The organism is Halomonas sp. NCCP-2165, assembly GCF_023708045.1.
GTDB classification, from domain to species: domain Bacteria; phylum Pseudomonadota; class Gammaproteobacteria; order Pseudomonadales; family Halomonadaceae; genus Bisbaumannia; species Bisbaumannia pacifica.
In genome coordinates, this window is record NZ_BRCY01000020.1 from 54,204 (window position 1) to 73,446 (window position 19,243).

Annotated in this window: 19 protein-coding genes; 10 read left to right on the forward strand and 9 right to left on the reverse strand. The window is 67.7% G+C overall.

What is annotated here, in order from left to right; genetic code table 11:
- Positions 1–269 precede the first annotated feature (269 nt).
- The 5 genes from NFU04_RS11475 to argC form a co-directional block, all read right to left on the reverse strand.
- Positions 270–1,037: an amino acid ABC transporter ATP-binding protein gene (locus NFU04_RS11475; RefSeq protein WP_285835147.1), complete on the reverse strand. Its 768-nt coding sequence runs from the start codon at positions 1,035–1,037 to the stop codon at positions 270–272.
- A gap of 12 nt (positions 1,038–1,049) precedes the next feature.
- Complete coding sequence (locus NFU04_RS11480; RefSeq protein WP_251309566.1) at positions 1,050–1,721, reverse strand: amino acid ABC transporter permease; 672 nt, start codon at positions 1,719–1,721, stop codon at positions 1,050–1,052.
- 106 nt (positions 1,722–1,827) lie between these two features.
- On the reverse strand, positions 1,828–2,598 hold the full coding sequence (locus tag NFU04_RS11485) for a transporter substrate-binding domain-containing protein (protein WP_251309567.1): 771 nt from the start codon (positions 2,596–2,598) through the stop codon (positions 1,828–1,830).
- 140 nt (positions 2,599–2,738) lie between these two features.
- Positions 2,739–3,107, reverse strand: coding sequence for an iron-sulfur cluster insertion protein ErpA (gene erpA, locus NFU04_RS11490; RefSeq protein ID WP_285835148.1), 369 nt, complete (start codon positions 3,105–3,107; stop codon positions 2,739–2,741).
- 338 nt (positions 3,108–3,445) lie between these two features.
- Positions 3,446–4,477, reverse strand: a complete 1,032-nt coding sequence (argC, locus tag NFU04_RS11495) for an N-acetyl-gamma-glutamyl-phosphate reductase (protein ID WP_251309568.1) — start codon at positions 4,475–4,477, stop codon at positions 3,446–3,448.
- Positions 4,478–4,565: 88 nt separating this feature from the next.
- Between argC and NFU04_RS11500 the strand changes: the two genes are divergently transcribed.
- From NFU04_RS11500 to NFU04_RS11545, 10 genes are all read left to right on the forward strand, one after another.
- A complete protein-coding gene (locus NFU04_RS11500; protein ID WP_251309569.1) occupies positions 4,566–6,320 on the forward strand; it encodes a chloride channel protein in 1,755 nt (584 codons plus the stop codon).
- 29 nt (positions 6,321–6,349) lie between these two features.
- Positions 6,350–6,781 carry a protoporphyrinogen oxidase HemJ gene (hemJ, locus tag NFU04_RS11505; RefSeq protein WP_251309570.1) on the forward strand — a complete coding sequence of 144 codons (432 nt, stop codon included), beginning with the start codon at positions 6,350–6,352 and terminating at the stop codon, positions 6,779–6,781.
- On the forward strand, positions 6,781–7,614 hold the full coding sequence (thiD, locus tag NFU04_RS11510; RefSeq protein WP_251309571.1) for a bifunctional hydroxymethylpyrimidine kinase/phosphomethylpyrimidine kinase: 834 nt from the start codon (positions 6,781–6,783) through the stop codon (positions 7,612–7,614). The genes hemJ and thiD overlap by 1 nt, the downstream gene beginning before the upstream one ends.
- Before the next feature lie 2 nt (positions 7,615–7,616).
- A complete protein-coding gene (thiE, locus tag NFU04_RS11515) occupies positions 7,617–8,267 on the forward strand; it encodes a thiamine phosphate synthase (RefSeq protein ID WP_251309572.1) in 651 nt (216 codons plus the stop codon).
- Between the two features lie 79 nt (positions 8,268–8,346).
- Positions 8,347–9,636 carry a glutamate-1-semialdehyde 2,1-aminomutase gene (hemL, locus tag NFU04_RS11520; protein ID WP_251309573.1) on the forward strand — a complete coding sequence of 430 codons (1,290 nt, stop codon included), beginning with the start codon at positions 8,347–8,349 and terminating at the stop codon, positions 9,634–9,636.
- A gap of 22 nt (positions 9,637–9,658) precedes the next feature.
- Positions 9,659–11,236: a bifunctional aminoglycoside phosphotransferase/ATP-binding protein gene (locus tag NFU04_RS11525; RefSeq protein ID WP_251309574.1), complete on the forward strand. Its 1,578-nt coding sequence runs from the start codon at positions 9,659–9,661 to the stop codon at positions 11,234–11,236.
- A gap of 277 nt (positions 11,237–11,513) precedes the next feature.
- A complete protein-coding gene (gene rdgB / locus NFU04_RS11530) occupies positions 11,514–12,113 on the forward strand; it encodes an RdgB/HAM1 family non-canonical purine NTP pyrophosphatase (protein ID WP_251309575.1) in 600 nt (199 codons plus the stop codon).
- Positions 12,110–13,282 (forward strand): radical SAM family heme chaperone HemW, encoded by a 1,173-nt coding sequence (gene hemW, locus NFU04_RS11535; protein ID WP_251309576.1) that lies wholly within the window; start codon positions 12,110–12,112, stop codon positions 13,280–13,282. Before rdgB ends, hemW begins: the two co-directional genes overlap by 4 nt.
- A gap of 35 nt (positions 13,283–13,317) precedes the next feature.
- Positions 13,318–13,992, forward strand: a complete 675-nt coding sequence (locus NFU04_RS11540) for an OmpA family protein (RefSeq protein ID WP_146803239.1) — start codon at positions 13,318–13,320, stop codon at positions 13,990–13,992.
- A 66-nt stretch (positions 13,993–14,058) separates the two neighbouring features.
- On the forward strand, positions 14,059–14,898 hold the full coding sequence (locus tag NFU04_RS11545; protein ID WP_251309577.1) for a 23S rRNA (adenine(2030)-N(6))-methyltransferase RlmJ: 840 nt from the start codon (positions 14,059–14,061) through the stop codon (positions 14,896–14,898).
- 83 nt (positions 14,899–14,981) lie between these two features.
- On the opposite strand, the gene mnmE is transcribed toward NFU04_RS11545, so the two are convergent.
- The 4 genes from mnmE to rpmH form a co-directional block, all read right to left on the reverse strand.
- Positions 14,982–16,355, reverse strand: a complete 1,374-nt coding sequence (mnmE, locus tag NFU04_RS11550) for a tRNA uridine-5-carboxymethylaminomethyl(34) synthesis GTPase MnmE (RefSeq protein ID WP_251309578.1) — start codon at positions 16,353–16,355, stop codon at positions 14,982–14,984.
- Between the two features lie 105 nt (positions 16,356–16,460).
- A complete protein-coding gene (yidC, locus tag NFU04_RS11555) occupies positions 16,461–18,140 on the reverse strand; it encodes a membrane protein insertase YidC (protein WP_251309579.1) in 1,680 nt (559 codons plus the stop codon).
- A 115-nt stretch (positions 18,141–18,255) separates the two neighbouring features.
- Entirely contained in the window at positions 18,256–18,639 is a 384-nt protein-coding gene (rnpA, locus tag NFU04_RS11560; RefSeq protein ID WP_146803235.1) for a ribonuclease P protein component, read from the reverse strand.
- Positions 18,640–18,652: 13 nt separating this feature from the next.
- Positions 18,653–18,787, reverse strand: coding sequence for a 50S ribosomal protein L34 (rpmH, locus tag NFU04_RS11565; RefSeq protein ID WP_010626003.1), 135 nt, complete (start codon positions 18,785–18,787; stop codon positions 18,653–18,655).
- Positions 18,788–19,243: the final 456 nt, after the last annotated feature.

A 19,243-nucleotide genomic window follows, 5' to 3' on the forward strand; every position in this document is an offset into this window, starting at 1 on the left:
GTGGGAGGCTGCGAACAAGCCCCTTCGAGGCTGTGGATGAAAGCCCCACTTATGCACAGCGTGACTGGTGCACCGTTTTTCCACCGCCGCCTACCCGACTTGCGCCCGCGGTGGTCAACAGTCGCCGAATCGCGTGCCAGGCCCGGCATGGCGGGCCCTGGGGGCATTCGTCGAAAAATTCTATCCACAGGAAAAAAAAGGGCCTGTCGATAAGCCGACAGGCCTTTTTTCCGTCGAAGGTGACCGATGATGGCCGTGCAGGGTCGGCCCTAGTGCTTCAACACCCGAGCCAGGAAGCCGCGGGTGCGTTCATCCTGGGGCGAATCGAAGATGCGCTCGGGAGGCGCCTCCTCGGCGATCTCGCCCTTGTGGACATAGATGACCCGATCGGCCACCTCCCGGGCGAAGCCCATCTCGTGGGTGACGATGATCATGGTCATGCCCTCCCGGGCCAGTTCGCGCATGGCATCCAGTACCTCGCCGATCATCTCCGGATCCAGGGCCGAAGTGGGCTCGTCGAAGAGCATTAGCCGGGGTTCCATGGCCAGGGCGCGGGCCAGGGCGACCCGCTGTTGCTGGCCCCCGGAGAGCTGGCTGGGGTACTTGTCGGCCTGATCGCGGATGCCCACCCGGTCGAGCAGGCGCTCGGCGCTCTCGTCGGCCTGGGCGGCGGAGACGCCGCGTACCTTGAGGGGCGCCAGGGTGACGTTGTCGCGCACCGAGAGGTGGGGAAAGAGGTTGAACTGCTGGAAGACCATGCCCACCTCGGTGCGGATGCGCTGCAGGGCCTGGGCCCCTTTGCCGTGGGGCAGCAGGTCCTTGCCATCCACCATGATATGACCGTCCTGGAACTCCTCCAGGCCGTTGATGCAGCGGATCAGGGTCGACTTGCCGGAGCCACTGGCGCCGATGATCACCACCACCTCGCCGGGCATGACCTCCAGGTCGATATTCTTGAGCACATGCAGGCTGCCGAAATGCTTGTTGAGCTTGCGCATGCGCACGATGGCTTGGGACTCGTGTTGGCTCTCTGTCATGGATGGGGTCCCTTATTGTCCGACCAGGCCGCGGCGTTCCAGCACGCGCAGCAGCAGGGAAAGGCTCCAGGTGATGGCCAGGTAGAGCAGGGCCACCATCAGATAGACCTCCAGGGCGGTGAAGGTCGTGGCGATATAGATCTGCCCCTGGCGCACCAGCTCGCCGACACCGATCACCGAGAACAGCGAGGTATCCTTGATGCTGATGATGCCTTGGTTGCCCAGCGGCGGGATCATGCGCCGGAAGGCCTGGGGCCAGATCACATGGCGGAACGCCTGGGTACGCGACAGGCCCAGGGACAGCGCGGCCTCGCGCTGGCCGCGCTCGATGGACTGCACCCCGCCGCGCACCACTTCGGAGATATAGGCCCCGGAGTTGACGGCGATGGCGGCGATCCCGGCGGTCAGGGCGTTGATGGGGCCGCCGAGCAGCTGTGGCAGGCCATAGAAGATAAACAGCACCTGGACCAGGATGGGGGTGCCGCGGAACACCTCGATATAGAAGACGGCGGGCAGGCGCATCCAGCGGGAGGAGCTGATGCGCATCAGGCCGAAGACGATGCCGATCACGAAACCGATGGCCAGGCCGCCGAAGGAGATCATCAGGGTCCAGGGGATCCCGGGCAGTAGATGGGGGATCGATCCGAAGGCGGCTGACCAGTCGAACTGAAAATTGACTTCCACAAGCGTCTCTCCGACTAACGGAAACGGCGCGGGGCCGGGAGGCATGGCCGCCCGGCCCCGCCGGTTGAGCCGCCGGCACTCGGGCCGGCGGCGGCATCAGGAGCCCTTACTCCTCGGCGCTGGGCGCCTCGCCGAACCACTTGGTGTAGATCTCGTCGTAGGTCCCGTCTTCGCGCATCTCGGCCAGCGCCTGGTTGACCGGCTCGACCCACTGGCTGCCCTGGTGGAAGACGATGCCGTACTGCTGGCCCTCGTAGAGGGGGCCCACCACCTTGGTGCGGCCCTCGCCGCGGGTCTGGGCGAAGTAGCCCACGTTGGGCGCATCATAGAAGGCGGCGTCCACGTTGCCCCCCAGCAGCGCCATGTACATGTCCGAGGTGCCCGGGTAGGGGGTGATCTCGGTATCCTCGCCCAGGTTCTCCTGGAGGAAGTCATAGCTGGTGGAGCCGATCTTGGTGGCCACGGTCATGCCCGCCAGGTCTTCGAGGGACCCGACGCCGTCGTTGTCGGCACGCACCATGATGCGCAGGCCGGAATCGTAGTAGGGATCGGAGAAGTCGACGATCTCGGCGCGTTCCTCGGTGATCGTCACGCCGGCGATGGCGATCTCCTGACTGCCGGTCTGTACCGCCGGGATGATGCCGTTGAATTCCATGGTGGTCAGCGCCACCTCGAAGCCGGCCCGCTCGGCCACCTCATTGATGATGTCCATATCGAAGCCGACCATTTCGCCGGTTTCGGTATCCATCATCTCGAAGGGGACGAAGCTGGGGTCGGTGACCACCCGCACCTGTGGCAGCTCGGCGAAGGCGCTGGTGGAGAAGGCGAGGCCGGCGCCCAGGGCGGCGGCGAGAGAGGCACGTTGCAGCTTGTTCATCGGGTTCCCCGTTATTTCGGTTATTGATGGAACACACCCATTCAACATGACGAGATATCGGGAAGGCGTCAAGCGGCCATAAAAAAACCTCCCGGCCGGGGGCGCGGGAGGGTTTTTCGTGGCTCGCGGTTGGTGAGGACTCACACCATAAAGGAGGCACCGCAGCCGCAGGTGCTGGTGGCATTGGGGTTCTTGACCACGAAGCGAGCGCCGGCCAGGCCCTCCTCGTAGTCCACCGTGGAGCCCACCAGGTACTGGTAGGAGAGGGGATCCACCACCAGGCTGACGCCGTCGAAGTCGATCAGGGTGTCGTCATCGTCGCTCGTTTCGGCGAAGTCGAAGCCGTACTGGAACCCCGAGCAGCCGCCGCCGGTGACATAGACCCGCAGCTTGAGCGCGTCGTTGTCCTCTTCGGCGATCAGGGCACGCAGGCGGCGTTGGGCCCCCTCGGAGAGCAGCATGGGCTTGGGGGTAAAGGAGGCTGGCTCGAAGGATTCGGCTCCGCTCATGGACGCACTCCTGCCGGTGAATAGACCCCCCATTATCCACAAACCCCAGCAAAAGGGTCAACTTTTGCTGGATAACACCAGGGCTTGTCGATCATCAAGTGCTGTGGCGTGGGGCTGTCCCGGGGGCAGGGCTCGCAAAGACGCTGTGAACCCTTCCCTGGGCGCTCGACTTTTTCCTGCGTCGCTCTCGCATCCTGCTTCGCTTGCAGGGCCGGGGTAGGCCATCCATGGCCTACCCGTTCGGAAGGGCCTTCCTCACCCCTGAAAAAGACGCTTTGCTCCGACCTGCCCCCGGCGCCCCACATTCATTCATGGCGATAACTCAGGTGTTCGGGGGCTTAGGGCATCAAGGCCGGGGCGCCGAGGCCGGCCATCTCGTCGAAGCCGAACATCAGGTTGAGGTTCTGGATCGCCTGGCCGGAGGCGCCCTTGACCAGGTTGTCGATCACCGCCAGCACCACCACGGTGTCGCCGTCGCCGGGGCGGTGCACCGCCAGGCGGCAGATATCGCTGCCCTTGACGCTGCGGGTCTCCGGGTGGCTGCCGGCGGGCATCACGTCCACCGCCGGCTCCTCGGCGAAGCGCTTCTCGAACAGCGCCTGGAGATCACCCGGCTCGCCGTCGAGGCGCCCGTAGAGGGTGGCATGGATACCGCGAATCATCGGCGTCAGATGAGGCACGAAGGTCAGGCCCACCGGCTGTCCGGCGGCCTGGGTCAGGCCCTGACGGATCTCCGGCAGGTGGCGGTGGCCGCTGGCGCCGTAGGCCTTGAAGGATTCGCTGGCCTCGGCCAGCAGCGAGGGCACCTTGGCGCCGCGGCCGGCACCGGTGACCCCGGACTTGCAGTCGGCGATGACGTGCTGGGCATCGATCAGGCCCGCCTCCAGCAGCGGCAGCAGGCCCAGTTGCACGGCGGTGGGGTAGCAGCCCGGCACGGCGATCAGGCGCGCGTCGCGGATCGCCTCGCGATTGACCTCCGGCAGGCCATAGACCGCCTCCTCGAGCAGCTCCGGAGCGCCGTGGGGCTGGCCATACCACTGGGCCCACTCCTCCGCATCCTTGAGGCGGAAGTCGGCGGAGAGGTCGATCACTCGAGTGCCGCGGGCCAGCAGCTCGCCGGCCAGGGCGTGAGCCACTCCATGGGGCGTGGCGAAGAAGACCGCATCGCAGGCCGCCAGGCGCTCGGGATCCGGCTCACTGAAGGCCAGGTCATAGTGACCGCGCAGGTTGGGGTACATGTCGCTGACCGCGACGCCCGCCTCGGAGCGGGAGGTGATCAGGGTCACCTCGACCTGGGGGTGTTGCGCCAGCAGACGCAGCAGCTCGACGCCGGTGTAGCCGGTGCCGCCGACGATACCAACCTTGATCACGATGCACTCCTTCTTGACCGAATCTGACGAAAGCCTGCCTTTATGATACATCTCTAGGGACGCCTACCCCACTCCTAGAGGCCCTCCTTTGCCGCGACTCCGCCTGCCCCGCCCCAGCCTCGAGGCCTTCCGCCGCCAGCTGGCCAGCGTCGATGCCCTGCCCCAGCTCTGTGTGCTGGGGCTGGTCTCGGGGCTATTGACCGGCGGGGTGATGGTGGCCTTTCGTCTGCTGCTGGAGGGCGGCGCCCTGGCGCTGATGCCGGCCGGCGGGGTGGAGGCCTTCGAGACCCTGGAGCCCTGGCTGCGGGCCCTGCTGCCGCTGCTGGCGGTGGCGCTGATCGGCGCCGGACTCGGCTGTCAGCCGGCGGCGGCCCGCAAGCTGGGGGTCGGCCATGTGGTGGAGCGACTGAGTCAGCACCAGGGCCGCTTTCCGCTGCGCAACTGGCTGAACCAGTGGTGGGTGGGGGCCGTGGCGGTGCTGGGCGGGCTCTCCGCCGGGCGCGAGGGGCCGGCCATTCACCTCGGGGCCGCCGCCTCCAGCGGCATCGGCCAGCTGCTGCGGCTGCCTCACAACAGCCTGCGGGTGCTGGTGGCCTGCGGCACCGCGGCGGGCATCTCCGCCTCCTTCAATACCCCCATCGCCGGGGTCATCTTCGCCATGGAAGTGGTGATGATGGAGTACACCATCACCGGCTTCATGCCGGTGATCCTGGCCTCGACCATGGGCGCGGTGGTGGCCCAACTGGTGTATGGCGCCGAACCGGCCTTCCAGGTGCCCATCCTCAGCCTGGAATCGCTGACCAATCTGCCCTGGATCGTGGTCACCGCCCTGGTCATCGGCCTGCTGGCGGGGGCCTTTATCCGCGTGGCCCGCAGCGGCGAGCGCCTGGCGGGGCTGCCCTTCTGGCTGCGCCTGTTGCTGGCCGGGGGGGCCACCGCTGTCCTGGCCTGGTGGTACCCCCAGGTGCAGGGGATCGGCTACGACAGCCTGGCCCTGGCGCTGAACGGCGAGCTGGCCCTGGACGTGCTGCTGGCCCTGGTGGTGGGCAAGCTGCTGCTGACCGCCTTCACCCTGGCCTGCGGGGTGCCCATCGGCATCATCGGGCCGGTGCTGGTGGTGGGCGCCGCCGCCGGGGCCCTGAGCGGCCTGCTGGGCGTCTGGCTGTGGCCGGGGGCGGCCGCCGATCCGGGGCTCTACGCCATGCTGGGCATGGCGGCGATGATGGGCGCCGTGCTCCAGGCGCCCCTGGCGGCGCTGATGGCGCTGCTGGAGCTGACCCATAACCCCAATATCATCCTGCCGGGGATGCTGGCGGTGGTGATCTCCGGGCTGACGGCGCGCCAGTCATGGCGCTGCGATGGCCTCTTCGTGACCCTCACCCGCCAGGGGTTGCACCCCCTGCAGCAGCCGCTGATGCAGGCCCTCTCCCGGGTCTCGGTACCGGCGGTCATGGAGGCGCGGGTGGCGGTGACCCTGCGCCAGGTCACCCACGACGAGGCCCAGGCCCTGCTGGACCACAAGCCGAGCTGGATCGTGATTCGCCGCTCCACGGGTGACAAGCCGACCCTGGCCCTCAAGGCCGCGGACCTGGCCCGGGCCCTGCTCGATCCGCGCTGGGCCGACCAGGCGCAGATCGACCTGCTGGAGGTGCCGGGCCAGCGCCTGGACATGGCCGCCATCCCGGTGCAGGCGACCCTCTCCGAGGCCTTCCAGCGCCTCGACCAGCACGACGTGGATGCGCTCTATGTGGAGAATCCGGTGGCGCCACCCGGGCGGCGGATTTCCGGTATCATCACCCGCGAAGCCATCGAGCTCTACTACCGTTTCCGGCCTCCGCGCTGAGGTCGTCCCCACCCCCTGCTGGAGTCGCTATGTATCCGTGGATCAAGGCCCTGCACCTGATCGCCGTGGTCACCTGGTTCGCCGCCCTCTTCTATCTGCCGCGTCTGTTCGTCTACCACGCCATGGCCCGGGATCAGGGGGATCGCCAGGCCATCGACTACTTCCTGGTGATGGAGCGCAAGCTCTACCGCGGCATCATGACCCCCTCGATGATCGCGGTGCTGTTACTGGGCGGCTGGATGCTCTACCTGGTGCCCGGCTGGCTGAGCCAGGGCTGGCTGCATGCCAAGCTGACCCTGATCGTGCTGCTGGTGGGTTATCACCATGTCTGCCTGGCGCATATGAAGCGGCTGGCCGCCGGCACCTGCGACAAGTCCCATCGCTATTTCCGGGTCTTCAACGAGCTGCCGGTGCTGGTGTTGCTGGCGGTGGTGATCCTCGCCGTGGTGAAGCCGTTCTGATGGCGACCTTGAGCGAGACCCGTGAGTTGCCGGTGGTGCTGGTGCTGGCCGGCCACGACCCCAGCGGCGGCGCCGGCCTGGTGGCCGACAGCGAGGCCATCGCCGCCTGCGGCGCCTGGGCGCTGACCGTGCCCACCGCCCTGACGGTGCAGAACAGCGCCGACGTGGCGGCGGTGCTGCCTTGTCCCGGCGAGCAGATTCGCGCCATGGCGGGGGCCCTGGGCGAATTTCGGGTGGCCGCCATCAAGGTGGGCCTGGTGGCCAGCCTGGAGGCCCTGGACGCGGTGGTGGACGTGATCAAGCGCCACCCCGGGGTGCCCCTGGTGGTGGATCCGGTGCTCAGGGCCGGCGGCGGCCGAGAGTTATCCACGGCCGAACTGGTGGATGCCTTCCGCGAGCGGCTGCTACCCCTTGTGGATATCTTGACGCCCAACCGCGACGAGCTGGCGCGTCTGGCCGGTCCCGGCTTCGAGGACGAGACCCAGCGCTGCGTGGAGCTGCTCTCCCTGGGCTGCCAGGCGATCCTGGTCACCGGCACCGACAGCCCCGAGCCGGGACAGCCCCCGGACAGGGTTGTCCACACCCTGCATACCCCGGACAATGATCGCCAATGGCAGTGGCCGCGCCTGGCCGGCAGTTATCACGGCTCCGGCTGCACCCTGGCGGCGTCCCTGGCGGCCCGCCTGGCGGTGGGCGAACCCCTGGCCGGCGCCTGCGAGCAGGCCCAGGACGTCACCTGGCAGGCCCTCAAGCATGGCTGGCGCCCCGGCGAGGCCCAGACCCTGCCGCGGCGCCTGTGGCGCCACCCCGACTGGACCCTGACGGCGGAGTAGTTATGCACAACCCTAGCTGGGCCCGTGGCCTCTATGCGATCACCGATGCCGAGCTGTTGCCCGACGACGCGCGCCTGCTGGCCGGTTGCGAGGCGGCCCTGCGCGGCGGCCTGGCGCTGCTCCAGTACCGCGACAAGTCGACGCAGGCCGACAAGCGCCAGCGTCAGGCCCGGGCCCTGGCGGCCCTGTGCCGCGACCACGAGGTGCCGCTGATCATCAACGACGACACCGCCCTGGCCGCCACCCTGCGCCGGGAGGGTCATGCCAATGTCGGCCTGCACCTGGGCCAGGGCGACGGCGCCCTGGCCGAGGCCCGGGAGCGCCTGGGACCCGCGGCGATCATCGGCGCCACCTGCCACGGTCGCCTGGCCCTCGCCGAGCGGGCCGCCCGGGAGGGCGCCAGCTATGTGGCCTTCGGGCGCTTCTTCGCCTCCCGCACCAAGCCCGAGGCGCCCCCCGCCGAGCTCGACCTGCTGGGCGAGGCCGAGGCCATCGGCCTGCCGCGGGTGGCCATCGGCGGCATCGACGCCGAGACCATCGGCGTGGCCCGCGGTGCCGGCGCCGACCTGCTGGCCACGGTGGTGGCGGTCTTCGCCGCCGCCGATATCGAGGCCAGCGTCCGCGACCTGAATCGGCGGCTGAGCGCCGGTTAAGCGCTTATCCACAGGCTGCTCACGAAAGTTATCCGCACTATCCAGATAGTTATCCACAATTTCATCACGAGAGGCATCCATGACCACCTCCGCACAGCTCTTCGAACAGGCCTGCCGTCATATCCCCGGGGGCGTCAACTCGCCGGTGCGTGCCTTCAAGGGCCTCGAGCGGCCGCCGGTGTTTATCGAGCGCGCCCAGGGCGCCTACCTCTTCGACGTGGAGGGCCAGCGCTATATCGATTACGTGGGGTCCTGGGGGCCCATGATCACCGGCCATGCCGACCCGGAGGTGCTGGGCGCGGTGCGCGAGCGCCTCGACCTGGGGCTCTCCTTCGGCACCCCCACCGCCATCGAGACCACCATGGCGGACCTGATCTGCGAGATCCTGCCCAGCATCGAGCTGGTGCGCATGGTCAACTCCGGCACCGAGGCCACCATGTCGGCGATCCGCCTGGCCCGGGGCTATACCGGCCGCGACAAGATCGTCAAGTTCGAGGGCGACTACCACGGCCACTCCGACTCCCTGCTGGTCAAGGCCGGCTCCGGGGCCCTGACCCATGGCGAGCCCAGCTCCCCGGGGGTGCCCGCCTCCCTGGCCGAGCACACCATCACCCTGCCCCATAACGACCTGGATGCCGTGGAACAGTGCTTCGCCGAGCTGGGCGAGCAGATCGCCGGCATCATCGTCGAGCCGGTGGCCGGCAACATGAACTGCATCCCGCCGCTGCCGGGCTTCCTGGAGGGGCTGCGCAAGGTCTGCGACCGTCACGGCAGCGTGCTGATCTTCGACGAGGTGATGACCGGCTTCCGGGTCGCCCTGGGCGGCGCCCAGGCCTACTACGGCATCACCCCGGACCTGACCTGCCTGGGCAAGATCGTCGGCGGCGGCATGCCGGTGGGGGCCTTCGGCGGCAAGCGCGAGATCATGGAGCAGATCTCGCCCCTGGGCCCGGTCTACCAGGCCGGCACCCTCTCCGGCAGCCCGTTGGCCATGGCCGCCGGCATCGCCCTGCTCACCAAGGTGCGCGAGCCCGGCTTCCACGATGCCCTGGCCCAGCGGGTCGAGACCCTCTGCAGCGGCCTCGAGGCGCGCGCCAAGGCGGCCGGCATCGAGATGATCACCCAGCGTGCCGGCGGCATGTTCGGGGTCTTCTTTACCGGCCAGTCCCGGGTCGACAACTTCGCCCAGGCCACCGCCTGCGATGCCGAGGCCTTCCGCACCTTCTTCTCGGCCATGCTCGACGAGGGCGTCTACCTGGCGCCGTCCGCCTATGAGGCGGGCTTCATGTCCAGCGCCCATACTGCGGAGGACATCCAGGCCACCCTGGATGCCGCCGAGCGGGCCTTCGCCCGGCTGGCCCAGCGCTAACCCGTCGTCAGGAGGTGTCACGGTGAGCGAGACCCTGATCCAGGCCCTGCGGGACCCGGCCTGCTATGACCATGACGTCACGGGCGTCGAGGTCCACGAGACGCATATCTCGTGGATCCTGCTCACCGGTGACTACGCCTACAAGATCAAGAAGCCGCTGGAGTTCGGTAGCTTCCTCGACTTCTCGACCCTGGAGCAGCGCCGCCGGCTCTGCGAGCAGGAGGTGCGCCTCAACCGGCGCCTCGCGCCCAGCCTCTACCTGGCGGCGGTGCCCATCTCCGGCACCCCGGAGGCGCCGCGGGTCGATGATGCCAGCGCGCCCTTCGAGTACGCGGTGAAGATGCGCCAGTTCAGCAATCGCCACCTGTTCAGCACCCTCCAGGAAGAGGGCAGCCTCTCCCTGGAGCTGATCGATGACCTGATCGATCAACTGGTGGATTTCCACGAGAGCGCCGCGCGCATCGCCCCGGACGATCCCCTGGGCGGAGCCGAGGCCACCGCCGAGATCCTCGCCCGGGAGTTCACCCTGATCGCCCCACGCTTGCCGGGGGAGGCACGCCTGGCTCGCCTGGAGCGACTCCAGGCCCTGGTCGAGGAGACTCAGGCGCGCCTGGCACCGGTCCTGACCGAACGCCATGCCCAGGGCTTCGTGCGCGAGACCCATGGCGATATCCACCTGGGCAACGCGGTGCGGCACCGGGGGCGGGCGCTGCTCTTCGACGGCATCGAGTTCAACGATGCGCTGCGCTGGAGCGACGTGGGCTGTGACCTGGCCTTCCTGCTGATGGACCTGGAGGCCCGCGGCGAGCGCGCCCTGGCCCACCATGCCCTGAATCGCTACCTGGAGCTCTCCGGCGACTATGGCCTGGTCAGGGCCCTGGGCTACTACAAGCTCTATCGGGCCCTGGTGCGGGTCAAGGTGGCGGCGCTGCGCCTGGAACAGGTCGGTGGCGACGAGGGCGAGGCGGTACTGGCCGAGATCGATCACTACCTGGGCCTGGCCGAGGGCTATGCGGAGTTCCGCTTCCCCTACCTGGTGCTGGGGGCCGGGGTCTCCGGCAGCGGCAAGAGCCGCTTCACCGGCGAGATGGTGCGCCGCCTGGGCGCGGTGCGGCTGCGTTCCGACGTGGAGCGCAAGCGCCTCTACGGCTTCGCACCCCTGGCCGATAGCCGCGGCAGCGACGTGGAGCTCTATGCCCCCGAGGCCACCCGACGCACCTACCGGCGCCTGGCCCGATTGACCGGCACCCTGCTGGAGGCGGGGCTGCCGGTGTGCATCGATGCCACCTGCCTGGCTCGCTGGCAGCGGGACCTGCTGAGCCACGAGGCGGAGGCCCGCGGCCTGCCGCAACTGATCGTCAGCTTCGAGGCCGACGAGGCGACTCTGCGTCGGCGCATCGAGAAGCGCACCCGCCGCGGCGGCGACCCCTCCGAGGCGGGCCTGGCGGTACTGGAGCGACAGCTGGCCACCCGGGAGCCCTTCGCCGAGGAGGAGCGTTGTCATCTGGTGCATCTGGATACCACGGCCGCGGATGCCAGCGAGACCCTGGTCTCCTTGATTCGCCAGCATATGGGCCATGCGGTCGGCGAGGTCGATTGATTGGGTAGGATCGCTGGCGTGCCAGCGGCGATTGACCGAGCGGTCTCCTTGATTCGCCAGCCTATAGGTCATGCGGTGGGTGAGGTGAATTGACCTAGTCGGGCCGCTGGGAAGATGCCAGCGGCGATTGACCGAGCGGTCTCCTTGATTCGCCAGCCTATGGGTCATGCGGTGGGTGAGGTCGATTGACCGAGCGGTCAGCCTGATTCGCCAACCTATGGGCCATGCGGTGGGCGAGGTCGATTGACCACGAGATAAGCCATGTTAGGAGTAGTGAATGAGTGAACCCCAGTCCCTGGTGCTGGCCAGCGGTAACGCCGGCAAGCTGCGCGAGTTCGAGGCCCTGCTGGCGCCGCTGGGCTTTCGCGTGCGGCCCCAGGCCGAGTTCCGGGTCCCCGAGGTGGAGGAGACCGGCCTGACCTTCGTGGAGAATGCCCTGCTCAAGGCCCGGGAGGCGTGCCGAATCAGCGGCCTGCCGGCCCTGGCCGATGACTCGGGCCTGGAGGTGGATGCCCTCAAGGGGGCGCCGGGGATCTACTCGGCCCGCTATGCCGGCGAGCCGAAGAGCGATGAACGCAACAACCGCAAGCTGCTGGAGGCCCTGACGGAGGTACCGGAGGGCCAGCGCAGTGGCCGCTACTGGTGCGTGCTGGTCTACCTGCGCCACGCCGAGGACCCGGTACCGCTGATCGTCCAGGCGTGCTGGGAGGGCGAGATCCTGGCCCATCCCCGGGGCGAGGGGGGCTTCGGCTATGATCCCCTGTTCTGGCCCCGGGGCGCCGGCATGAGCGCCGCCGAGCTCGCGGCCCAGGAGAAGAACCGCCTGAGCCATCGCGGCAGAGCCATGGCCGAGCTGGTGGAGCGGCTGCGCGGATGAGTCGTCCCCTGCCGCCCCTGTCGCTCTATCTGCATGTGCCCTGGTGTGTGCGCAAGTGTCCCTATTGCGACTTCAACTCCCATGGGGTCGGCGCCGGGGCCAGCCTGCCCGAGGACGACTACCTGGCGGCGCTGCTCGCCGACCTGGAGGCGGAGCTGCCCCTGGTGGCGGGACGCGAGCTGGTCAGCGTCTTTATCGGCGGCGGCACCCCCAGCCTGATGTCGGCGGACTTCTACCGGCGCTTCCTGACCCGCCTGGGCGAGGCGCTGCCCTGGGCCGCGGATATCGAGATCACCCTGGAGGCCAATCCCGGTACCTTCGAGCAGGCGCGCTTCGCCGCCTATCGCGAGGCGGGCATCAACCGCCTCTCCCTGGGGGTACAGAGCTTTCAGGACGCCCAGCTCCAGGCCCTGGGGCGGATCCATGGCGGCCTGGAGGCCGAGCGAGCGGTGAGGGAGGCCCGGGCGGCGGGCTTCGACAACCTCAATATCGACCTGATGCATGGCCTGCCGGGGCAGAGCCCGGCGCTGGCCCTGGATGATATCGACCGGGCCCTGGCGCTCTCGCCCAGCCACCTCTCCTGGTATCAGCTGACCCTGGAGCCCAATACCGAATTCCACTCGCGGCCGCCGGTGCTGCCGGAGGAGGAGGCCCTTTGGGCGATCCAGGATGCCGGCCATGAACGCCTGGAGGCCGCCGGCCTCGCCCGTTACGAGATCTCCGCCTACGCGCGCCCCGGACGTCGGGCCCGGCACAACCTCAACTACTGGCGCTTCGGCGACTACCTGGGCATCGGCGCCGGCGCCCATGGCAAGCTGAGCCGGGCGACGCCGCAGGGCGATGGCCTGATCATCGAGCGGCGCTGGAAGAGTCGCCAGCCGGAGGCCTATCTGCGGCGCCGGGAAGACCCGCGGGGCTTCGTCGCCGGCCATCGCCGTATCGCGGCGGAGGAGTTGCCCCTGGAGTTCGCCATGAATGCCCTGCGCCTTACCGAGGGGGTGCCCATGGCACTCTGGGAGGCGCATAGTGGTCTATCCCGGGCGACCCTGGAGACGCGCCTGGCGCGGGCCCGCAATCTTGGACTTCTCGTGGAAGATGACGCCCGCCTGCAAGCCTCGCCTCAGGGTCTATTATTCTTGAATGAGCTGTTGGCCTCCCTCGAGGAGTGATCCTTAGCCATTCCACGACGTTCAGGAGTTACGTTATGCCCAAGATGCTTCGTTTGGCCTACCCCCTGGCAGCCGGACTGCTGCTGGCGGGTTGTGCCACCACCGATCCCTACGGCTCACAGACCGACCGTAACCGCACCCTGAGCGGTGCCGGTATCGGGGCCGCCGTGGGCGCCGCCGCCGGGGCCCTGAGCGGTAGCGGCAGCACCAGCCGTCGCGATCGCGCCCTGATCGGCGCCGCCGTGGGGGCCGCCGCCGGGGCCGGAATCGGCGCCTATATGGATCGCCAGGAGGCACAACTGCGGCAGAGCATGGAGGGTACCGGTATCGAGGTGGATCGCCGCGGCGACGATATCATCCTCAACATGCCCAGCAGCGTGACCTTCGGCTTCGACTCCAGCGAGCTGACCCCCACCGCGCGTTCCGCCCTCAACGACGTGTCCCAGGTGCTGCGCGACTTCCCCGACACCCGGGTGAATATCGCCGGCCATACCGACAGCACCGGGGATGATCGTTACAACCAGGGGCTCTCCGAGCGCCGTGCCCAGGCGGTGGGCAACTACCTGGCCCAGAGCGGCGTGGCCATGTATCGGCTCAATATGATGGGCTATGGCGAAACCATGCCGGTGGCCAGCAACGCCTCCGAGCAGGGGCGTGCCCAGAATCGCCGCGTCGAGATCACCCTGAGTCCGATGCAGCAGCAGATGTAACCTCGCTGGCCCCTCGGCATCCCGGCCCATGGAAGCGATTCCGTGGGCCTTTTCATGGAAATCGTCATGCTCGCCTATCAACACGCCTACCATGCCGGCAATTTCGCCGATGTGCATAAACACCTGCTCCTGGTTACGCTGCGGGATCGCCTGTTACGTAAAGAATCGGCTATTACGTATGTGGATACCCATGCGGGACGGGGGCACTATCCGCTTCACGCCGAGGAGGCCCGCAAGCTCCAGGAGCACCGCGAGGGAGTCGAGCCGATATGGCGCGCCCGCGGCGTCGCCTCGGGGGCCCTCAAGGCCTGGCTGGCACAGCTGGCCGAGGCACAGCCGGGCAATGACCTGACTCACTATCCCGGTTCGCCCCGGTGGTTGAGCGCGGGGCTGCGAGCTCAGGATCGTCTCAGCCTCTTCGAGCTGCATCCCGGCGAGTTCGGGCACCTGGAGCGGGCCGGCGAGGATGCCCGGGTGCGACGGGTGCATGGCGATGGCCTGGCGGGGCTCAAGCGCCTGCTGCCGGTGGCGACCCCCCGGCTCTGCGTGCTGATCGACCCCAGCTACGAACTCAAGGAGGAGTATCGCGACCTGGTCGCGACCCTGGCCTGGGTAGGGCGCAAGGCGCGCCATGCGGTGGTGGCGGTGTGGTACCCGCTGCTGCCGGCGGGGCGTCACCAGGAGCTGCTGGAGGGGCTCAAGAGCACCGGCCTGCGCAAGGTCTGGCGCAGCGAGGTGCGGCTCAGGGAGCCGGGGGCGGAACGCCACGGCATGTATGGCAGCGGCATGCTGGTGCTCAATCCGCCCTGGGGACTCGATCAGGCGGTGGAGGAGGCGATGAGCCAGGTCACCGCCATCTGGGGCGCCCCGGCCCGCCATCGGGCGGACTGGTGGCTACCCGAGTAGAAGGCGTCGATCCGGAGCGCGCAGGTCGGTTAAGCGAGCCGATGGCGAGAGCAACCGACGATAAGCGGGGCCGGGTGATATGCTCACTTGCCGATACAGAAGCTGCCGAAGATCTCCCCCAAGAGGTCATCCGCACTGAACTCGCCGGTGATCTCGCCCAGGGCCTGCTGGGCCTCGCGCAGGTCCTCCGCCAGCAGCTCGCCGGCGCCGTGGCCATGGAGCTGGGCCTCGCCGTTCTCCAGCGCCTCCCCGGCGCGATCCAGGGCGTCCAGGTGGCGCCGCCGGGCCGAGAAGCGCCCCTCGGTGGTGGCGCTATAGCCCATCACCGCCTTGAGATGCTCCTTGAGGTTATCCACACCCTCGCCGGTCTTGGCGGAGAGGCGGATCACCGGCGGGGTTGTGGATAAGTCGAGTTGCGGCGACTCCCGGCTGGTATCGATCTTGTTGCGAATCAGGGTCAGCCGCGAAGGATCCGGCAGGCGCGCCACGAACTCCGGCCAGATGGCCATGGGGTCGGTGGCCTCGGTGGTGGTGCCATCCACCAGCAGCAGCACCCGGTCGGCCTTCTCGATCTCGTCCCAGGCCCGGGCCACGCCGATCTGTTCCACCGCATCGGGAGTGTCGCGCAGGCCGGCGGTATCGATGACATGCAACGGCATGCCGTCGATATGGATATGCTCCCGCAGCACGTCCCGGGTGGTGCCGGCGATATCGGTGACGATGGCGGTCTCCTGCTCGGTGAGGGCGTTGAGCAGGCTCGACTTGCCGGCGTTGGGGCGCCCGGCGATCACCACGCTCATGCCCTCCCGCATCAGCGCACCCTGACCGGCGGCACCGCGCACCGACGCCAGCTCGTCGCCGACCCCCTTGAGCATCTCCGCGACCTTGCCGTCGGCCAGGAAGTCGATCTCCTCCTCGGGAAAGTCGATGGCCGCCTCCACATAGATGCGCAGTTCGATCAGCCGCTGGACCAGGGTCGCGACCCGGGCCGAGAACTCCCCCTGCAGGGAGCGCAGGGCGTTCTCGGCGGCGGCCCGGGAGCTGGCGTCGATCAGGTCGGCGATGGCCTCCGCCTGGGCCAGGTCGAGCTTGTCGTTGAGGAAGGCACGCTCGGAGAATTCGCCGGGGCGGGCCAGCCGTGCGCCCAACTGGACGCAGCGCTCCAGCAGCAGGTCCATGATCACCGGGCCGCCATGTCCCTGGAGCTCGAGGACGTCCTCGCCGGTGAAGGAGTGAGGCCCGGGGAAGTAGAGGGCGATGCCCTCGTCGAGCTGGCCCGTGGCGCCCCGGAAGGGGCCGTAGTGGGCGTGGCGCGGGCGGGGGCAATGCCCCAGGATGGCCTCCGCCAGGGCGGCGCTGAGGGGGCCGGAGACGCGGATGATACCCACCCCGCCTCGCCCCGGGGGGGTGGCCAGGGCGGCGATGGTGTCCTGGGTATAGAGCGGCGTGGTGGACATGTCGGGCTCCTTGCGGCGATGGGGCTATTGTCGTGGCGGTGGGGCAGAAACGCCAGACCCCCGCCGGGGCGGGGGTCTGGGACGTATCGGTCGCGAAGCCGGGGACTAGCCCTTGGTCTTCATGCCCTTGCCGATCGTGGGGTCGTTCTCGATCTTGCGGGTGATCACGTACTGCTGGGCGATGGAGGTGATGTTGTTCACCACCCAGTAGATCACCAGGCCGGCCGGGAACCACAGGAAGAAGAAGGTGAAGACGATGGGCAGCATCTTCATGATCTTGGCCTGCATGGGGTCCGGCGGCGCCGGGTTGAGCATCTGCTGCACGAACATGGAGGCGCCCATCAGGATCGGCAGGATGAAGAAGGGATCCTTCATCGACAGATCCTGGATCCAGAACATAAAGGGCGCGTGGCGCAGCTCCACGGACTCCAGCAGCATCCAGTAGAGGGCGATGAATACCGGCATCTGCACCAGGATCGGCAGGCAGCCCCCCAGCGGATTGATCTTCTCCTTCTGGTAGAACTTCATCATCTCCTGGGACATCTTCTGACGATCGTCGCCATAGAGTTCCTTGAGACGCTGCATCTCCGGGCCCAGCTTGCGCATCCGCGCCATGGACTTGTAGGCCTTGGCGGAGAGCGGCCACATCACCAGCTTGACGAAGAGGGTCAGCACCACGATGGACCAGCCCCAGTTGCCGAGGACGTCGTGGATATTGTCCAGCAGCCAGAACAGCGGGTTGGCCAGGAACCACAGCCAGCCGAAGTCGACGGTCAGCTCCAGGTTGGGGGCGATCGCCTCCATGCGCTCCTGTACCTTGGGTCCCAGGTAGAGGGTCGCGGCGAGGGTCGCCTCGCCCTGGGCGGCCAGGGTCTGGCTGGGGCCGGCGAAGGCCGCCACGTTGCGATCGCGGGAATCGGTGGTGGCGTAGTAGAGGTTCTGCTGATCCTGGCTGGGGGCCCAGGCGGACACGAAGTAGTGCTGGATCATGGCGACCCAGCCGCCCTGGGCATCCTGGTTGGCGAAGTTGCCCTCCTGGATATCCTCGAAGTCGACCTTCTCGTAGCGGGTCTCCGGGGTGGAGAAGGCCGCGCCCAGGTAGGACTTCATGCCCATGGCCACGCCGCTGGTGGGGTCGGGGCTATTGTCCCGGGCCAGCTGGCCGATAAAGCGGGCGGTGACCGGGGCCTCGCCCTGGTTGGCCAGGTGGTAGCTGACATTCACCGCATAGCTATCGCGCTCGAAGGTGAAGCGCTTGAGCACCGCGACGCCGTTGACGTCGGCACGCATATCGACTTCCAGGCGATCCGCCTCTTCGCTCAGGCGGTACTCGGTCTGCTCCGGTGTGAAGCGAATGCGTCCCTGGTGACCTTCCAGTTGCAGGCCCGACTTGGCCACATAGCTGCGGGCCTCGCTATCGGAGAGCAGCACGAAGGGGCGGTCGGAATCCAGGGTCAGGCGGTGCTGGGGCAGGGCGGCATAGACGATATCGCCTCCCTGGGGGTCGATGCGCAGGTCCAGCACATCGGTGGTCACGGCGATCAGGTCGCGGCGGCTACCCTGGGCGCCTGGCGCTTCCGGCATCTCGCCATCGATGGCATTCGCCCGAGGCGCCGTCGGCACGGCCAGGCCATCATCGCCGGGGGAGACGGCTTCACCGCTCTGGGTGATGGTGGGGGCGGTAGGCTCGGGGATAGCCTGACCGTAATCCTGATTCCACTGCACGATCAGCAGATAGGCGAGCACGGCCAATGGAATCAGTAGGAGTAGTCGTTTTACGTCCATGGGGATCCTGCCCGGTGGGTGATGAAGGTGTGAGCACGCCGTCTCCGAGACACACGAAAGCCTGCCGGAGGCAGGCTGAAGGTGTCACCGTTACGGCGACAGCGGCGGTGTCAGGTCAGGACCCTGTGGCGTCGACCGCCATCTTGCGAGCGTCTTTTTCGAGGCGGCGCCACATGCCGTGAAGCTGGCGATGCAGGGTGGCATTGTCCAGCTCATGGGCCCCGCGTCGAGCGAGGACCACGATATCCACCGCGGGCAGACGCTGCTGCTGCAGGCGAATCGACTCGCGCACCAGCCGTTTGAGGCGGTTGCGATCGACGGCACGACGCACATTCTTCTTGCTGAAGACCAGGCCGAGGCGCGCATGACCGAGGTCATTGCGCCTTGCCAGGGCCATCAGCCCCTTGCCATGGACCTTGAAGTCCGCATGGTCGAAGACATGTCGATAGTCCCCGGCCGTCAGCAGCCGCAGCCGCCGGGGAAAGCCCTGACAGGACACGCGTGATCCGCGATCAGGCGCTCAGACGCTTACGGCCCTTGGCGCGACGGCGCGCCAGGACGGCACGACCGTTCTTGGTGGCCATGCGAGCACGGAAGCCGTGCACACGCTTGCGCTTGAGAACGCTCGGTTGAAAGGTGCGTTTCATAACTCTCGATTCCCACGTGGTTGGTTGGACTGAACGTCAGAGTAGCGGCCCGGTTTCCCCGACGGATTACGCGGGAGCTTTCGGGTCAAGACCGGGAATTCTAGAGAATTCGCCGCCCCGGTGCAATTTTTCCGCGATGCTGGGGCGAAGAAACTGCGCCACGACGGGGGGGCAGCGTACCGGCAGGGGAGGGCTGCGTGGTTCGGGGCACGTTAGTGCACTCAATTATAATAATTTAGCCCTTTTAAATGATGTTGTTATTAATACTGGGGAAAAGATTTGTGGATAACCGATATTAGTCATTTCACATCAGAGGTCTAGCTCCTAGAAAAGGGTGTGGGAAAAGTGCCCGGAAACGGTGGGGAAGCTGGGCGGGGCCTGGTGACGAGAGGCGCATTCGTCCACAGCCCTCGGGGCGTCCACCCGGGATCCCCCGCTTCTCCCGGGGGTTGGAGA

Bases quoted from the DNA above. Each gene is read 5' to 3' on its own strand.
- NFU04_RS11475 (WP_285835147.1), bottom strand. From the start codon at position 1,037: ATGACAGAGAGCCAACACGAGTCCCAAGCCATCGTGCGCATGCGCAAG.
- NFU04_RS11485 (WP_251309567.1), bottom strand. From the start codon at position 2,598: ATGAACAAGCTGCAACGTGCCTCTCTCGCCGCCGCCCTGGGCGCCGGC.
- erpA (WP_285835148.1), bottom strand. From the start codon at position 3,107: ATGAGCGGAGCCGAATCCTTCGAGCCAGCCTCCTTTACCCCCAAGCCC.
- hemJ (WP_251309570.1), top strand. From the start codon at position 6,350: ATGTATCCGTGGATCAAGGCCCTGCACCTGATCGCCGTGGTCACCTGG.
- thiD (WP_251309571.1), top strand. From the start codon at position 6,781: ATGGCGACCTTGAGCGAGACCCGTGAGTTGCCGGTGGTGCTGGTGCTG.
- thiE (WP_251309572.1), top strand. From the start codon at position 7,617: ATGCACAACCCTAGCTGGGCCCGTGGCCTCTATGCGATCACCGATGCC.
- hemL (WP_251309573.1), top strand. From the start codon at position 8,347: ATGACCACCTCCGCACAGCTCTTCGAACAGGCCTGCCGTCATATCCCC.
- rdgB (WP_251309575.1), top strand. From the start codon at position 11,514: ATGAGTGAACCCCAGTCCCTGGTGCTGGCCAGCGGTAACGCCGGCAAG.
- hemW (WP_251309576.1), top strand. From the start codon at position 12,110: ATGAGTCGTCCCCTGCCGCCCCTGTCGCTCTATCTGCATGTGCCCTGG.
- NFU04_RS11540 (WP_146803239.1), top strand. From the start codon at position 13,318: ATGCCCAAGATGCTTCGTTTGGCCTACCCCCTGGCAGCCGGACTGCTG.
- NFU04_RS11545 (WP_251309577.1), top strand. From the start codon at position 14,059: ATGCTCGCCTATCAACACGCCTACCATGCCGGCAATTTCGCCGATGTG.
- mnmE (WP_251309578.1), bottom strand. From the start codon at position 16,355: ATGTCCACCACGCCGCTCTATACCCAGGACACCATCGCCGCCCTGGCC.
- yidC (WP_251309579.1), bottom strand. From the start codon at position 18,140: ATGGACGTAAAACGACTACTCCTACTGATTCCATTGGCCGTGCTCGCC.
- rpmH (WP_010626003.1), bottom strand. From the start codon at position 18,787: ATGAAACGCACCTTTCAACCGAGCGTTCTCAAGCGCAAGCGTGTGCAC.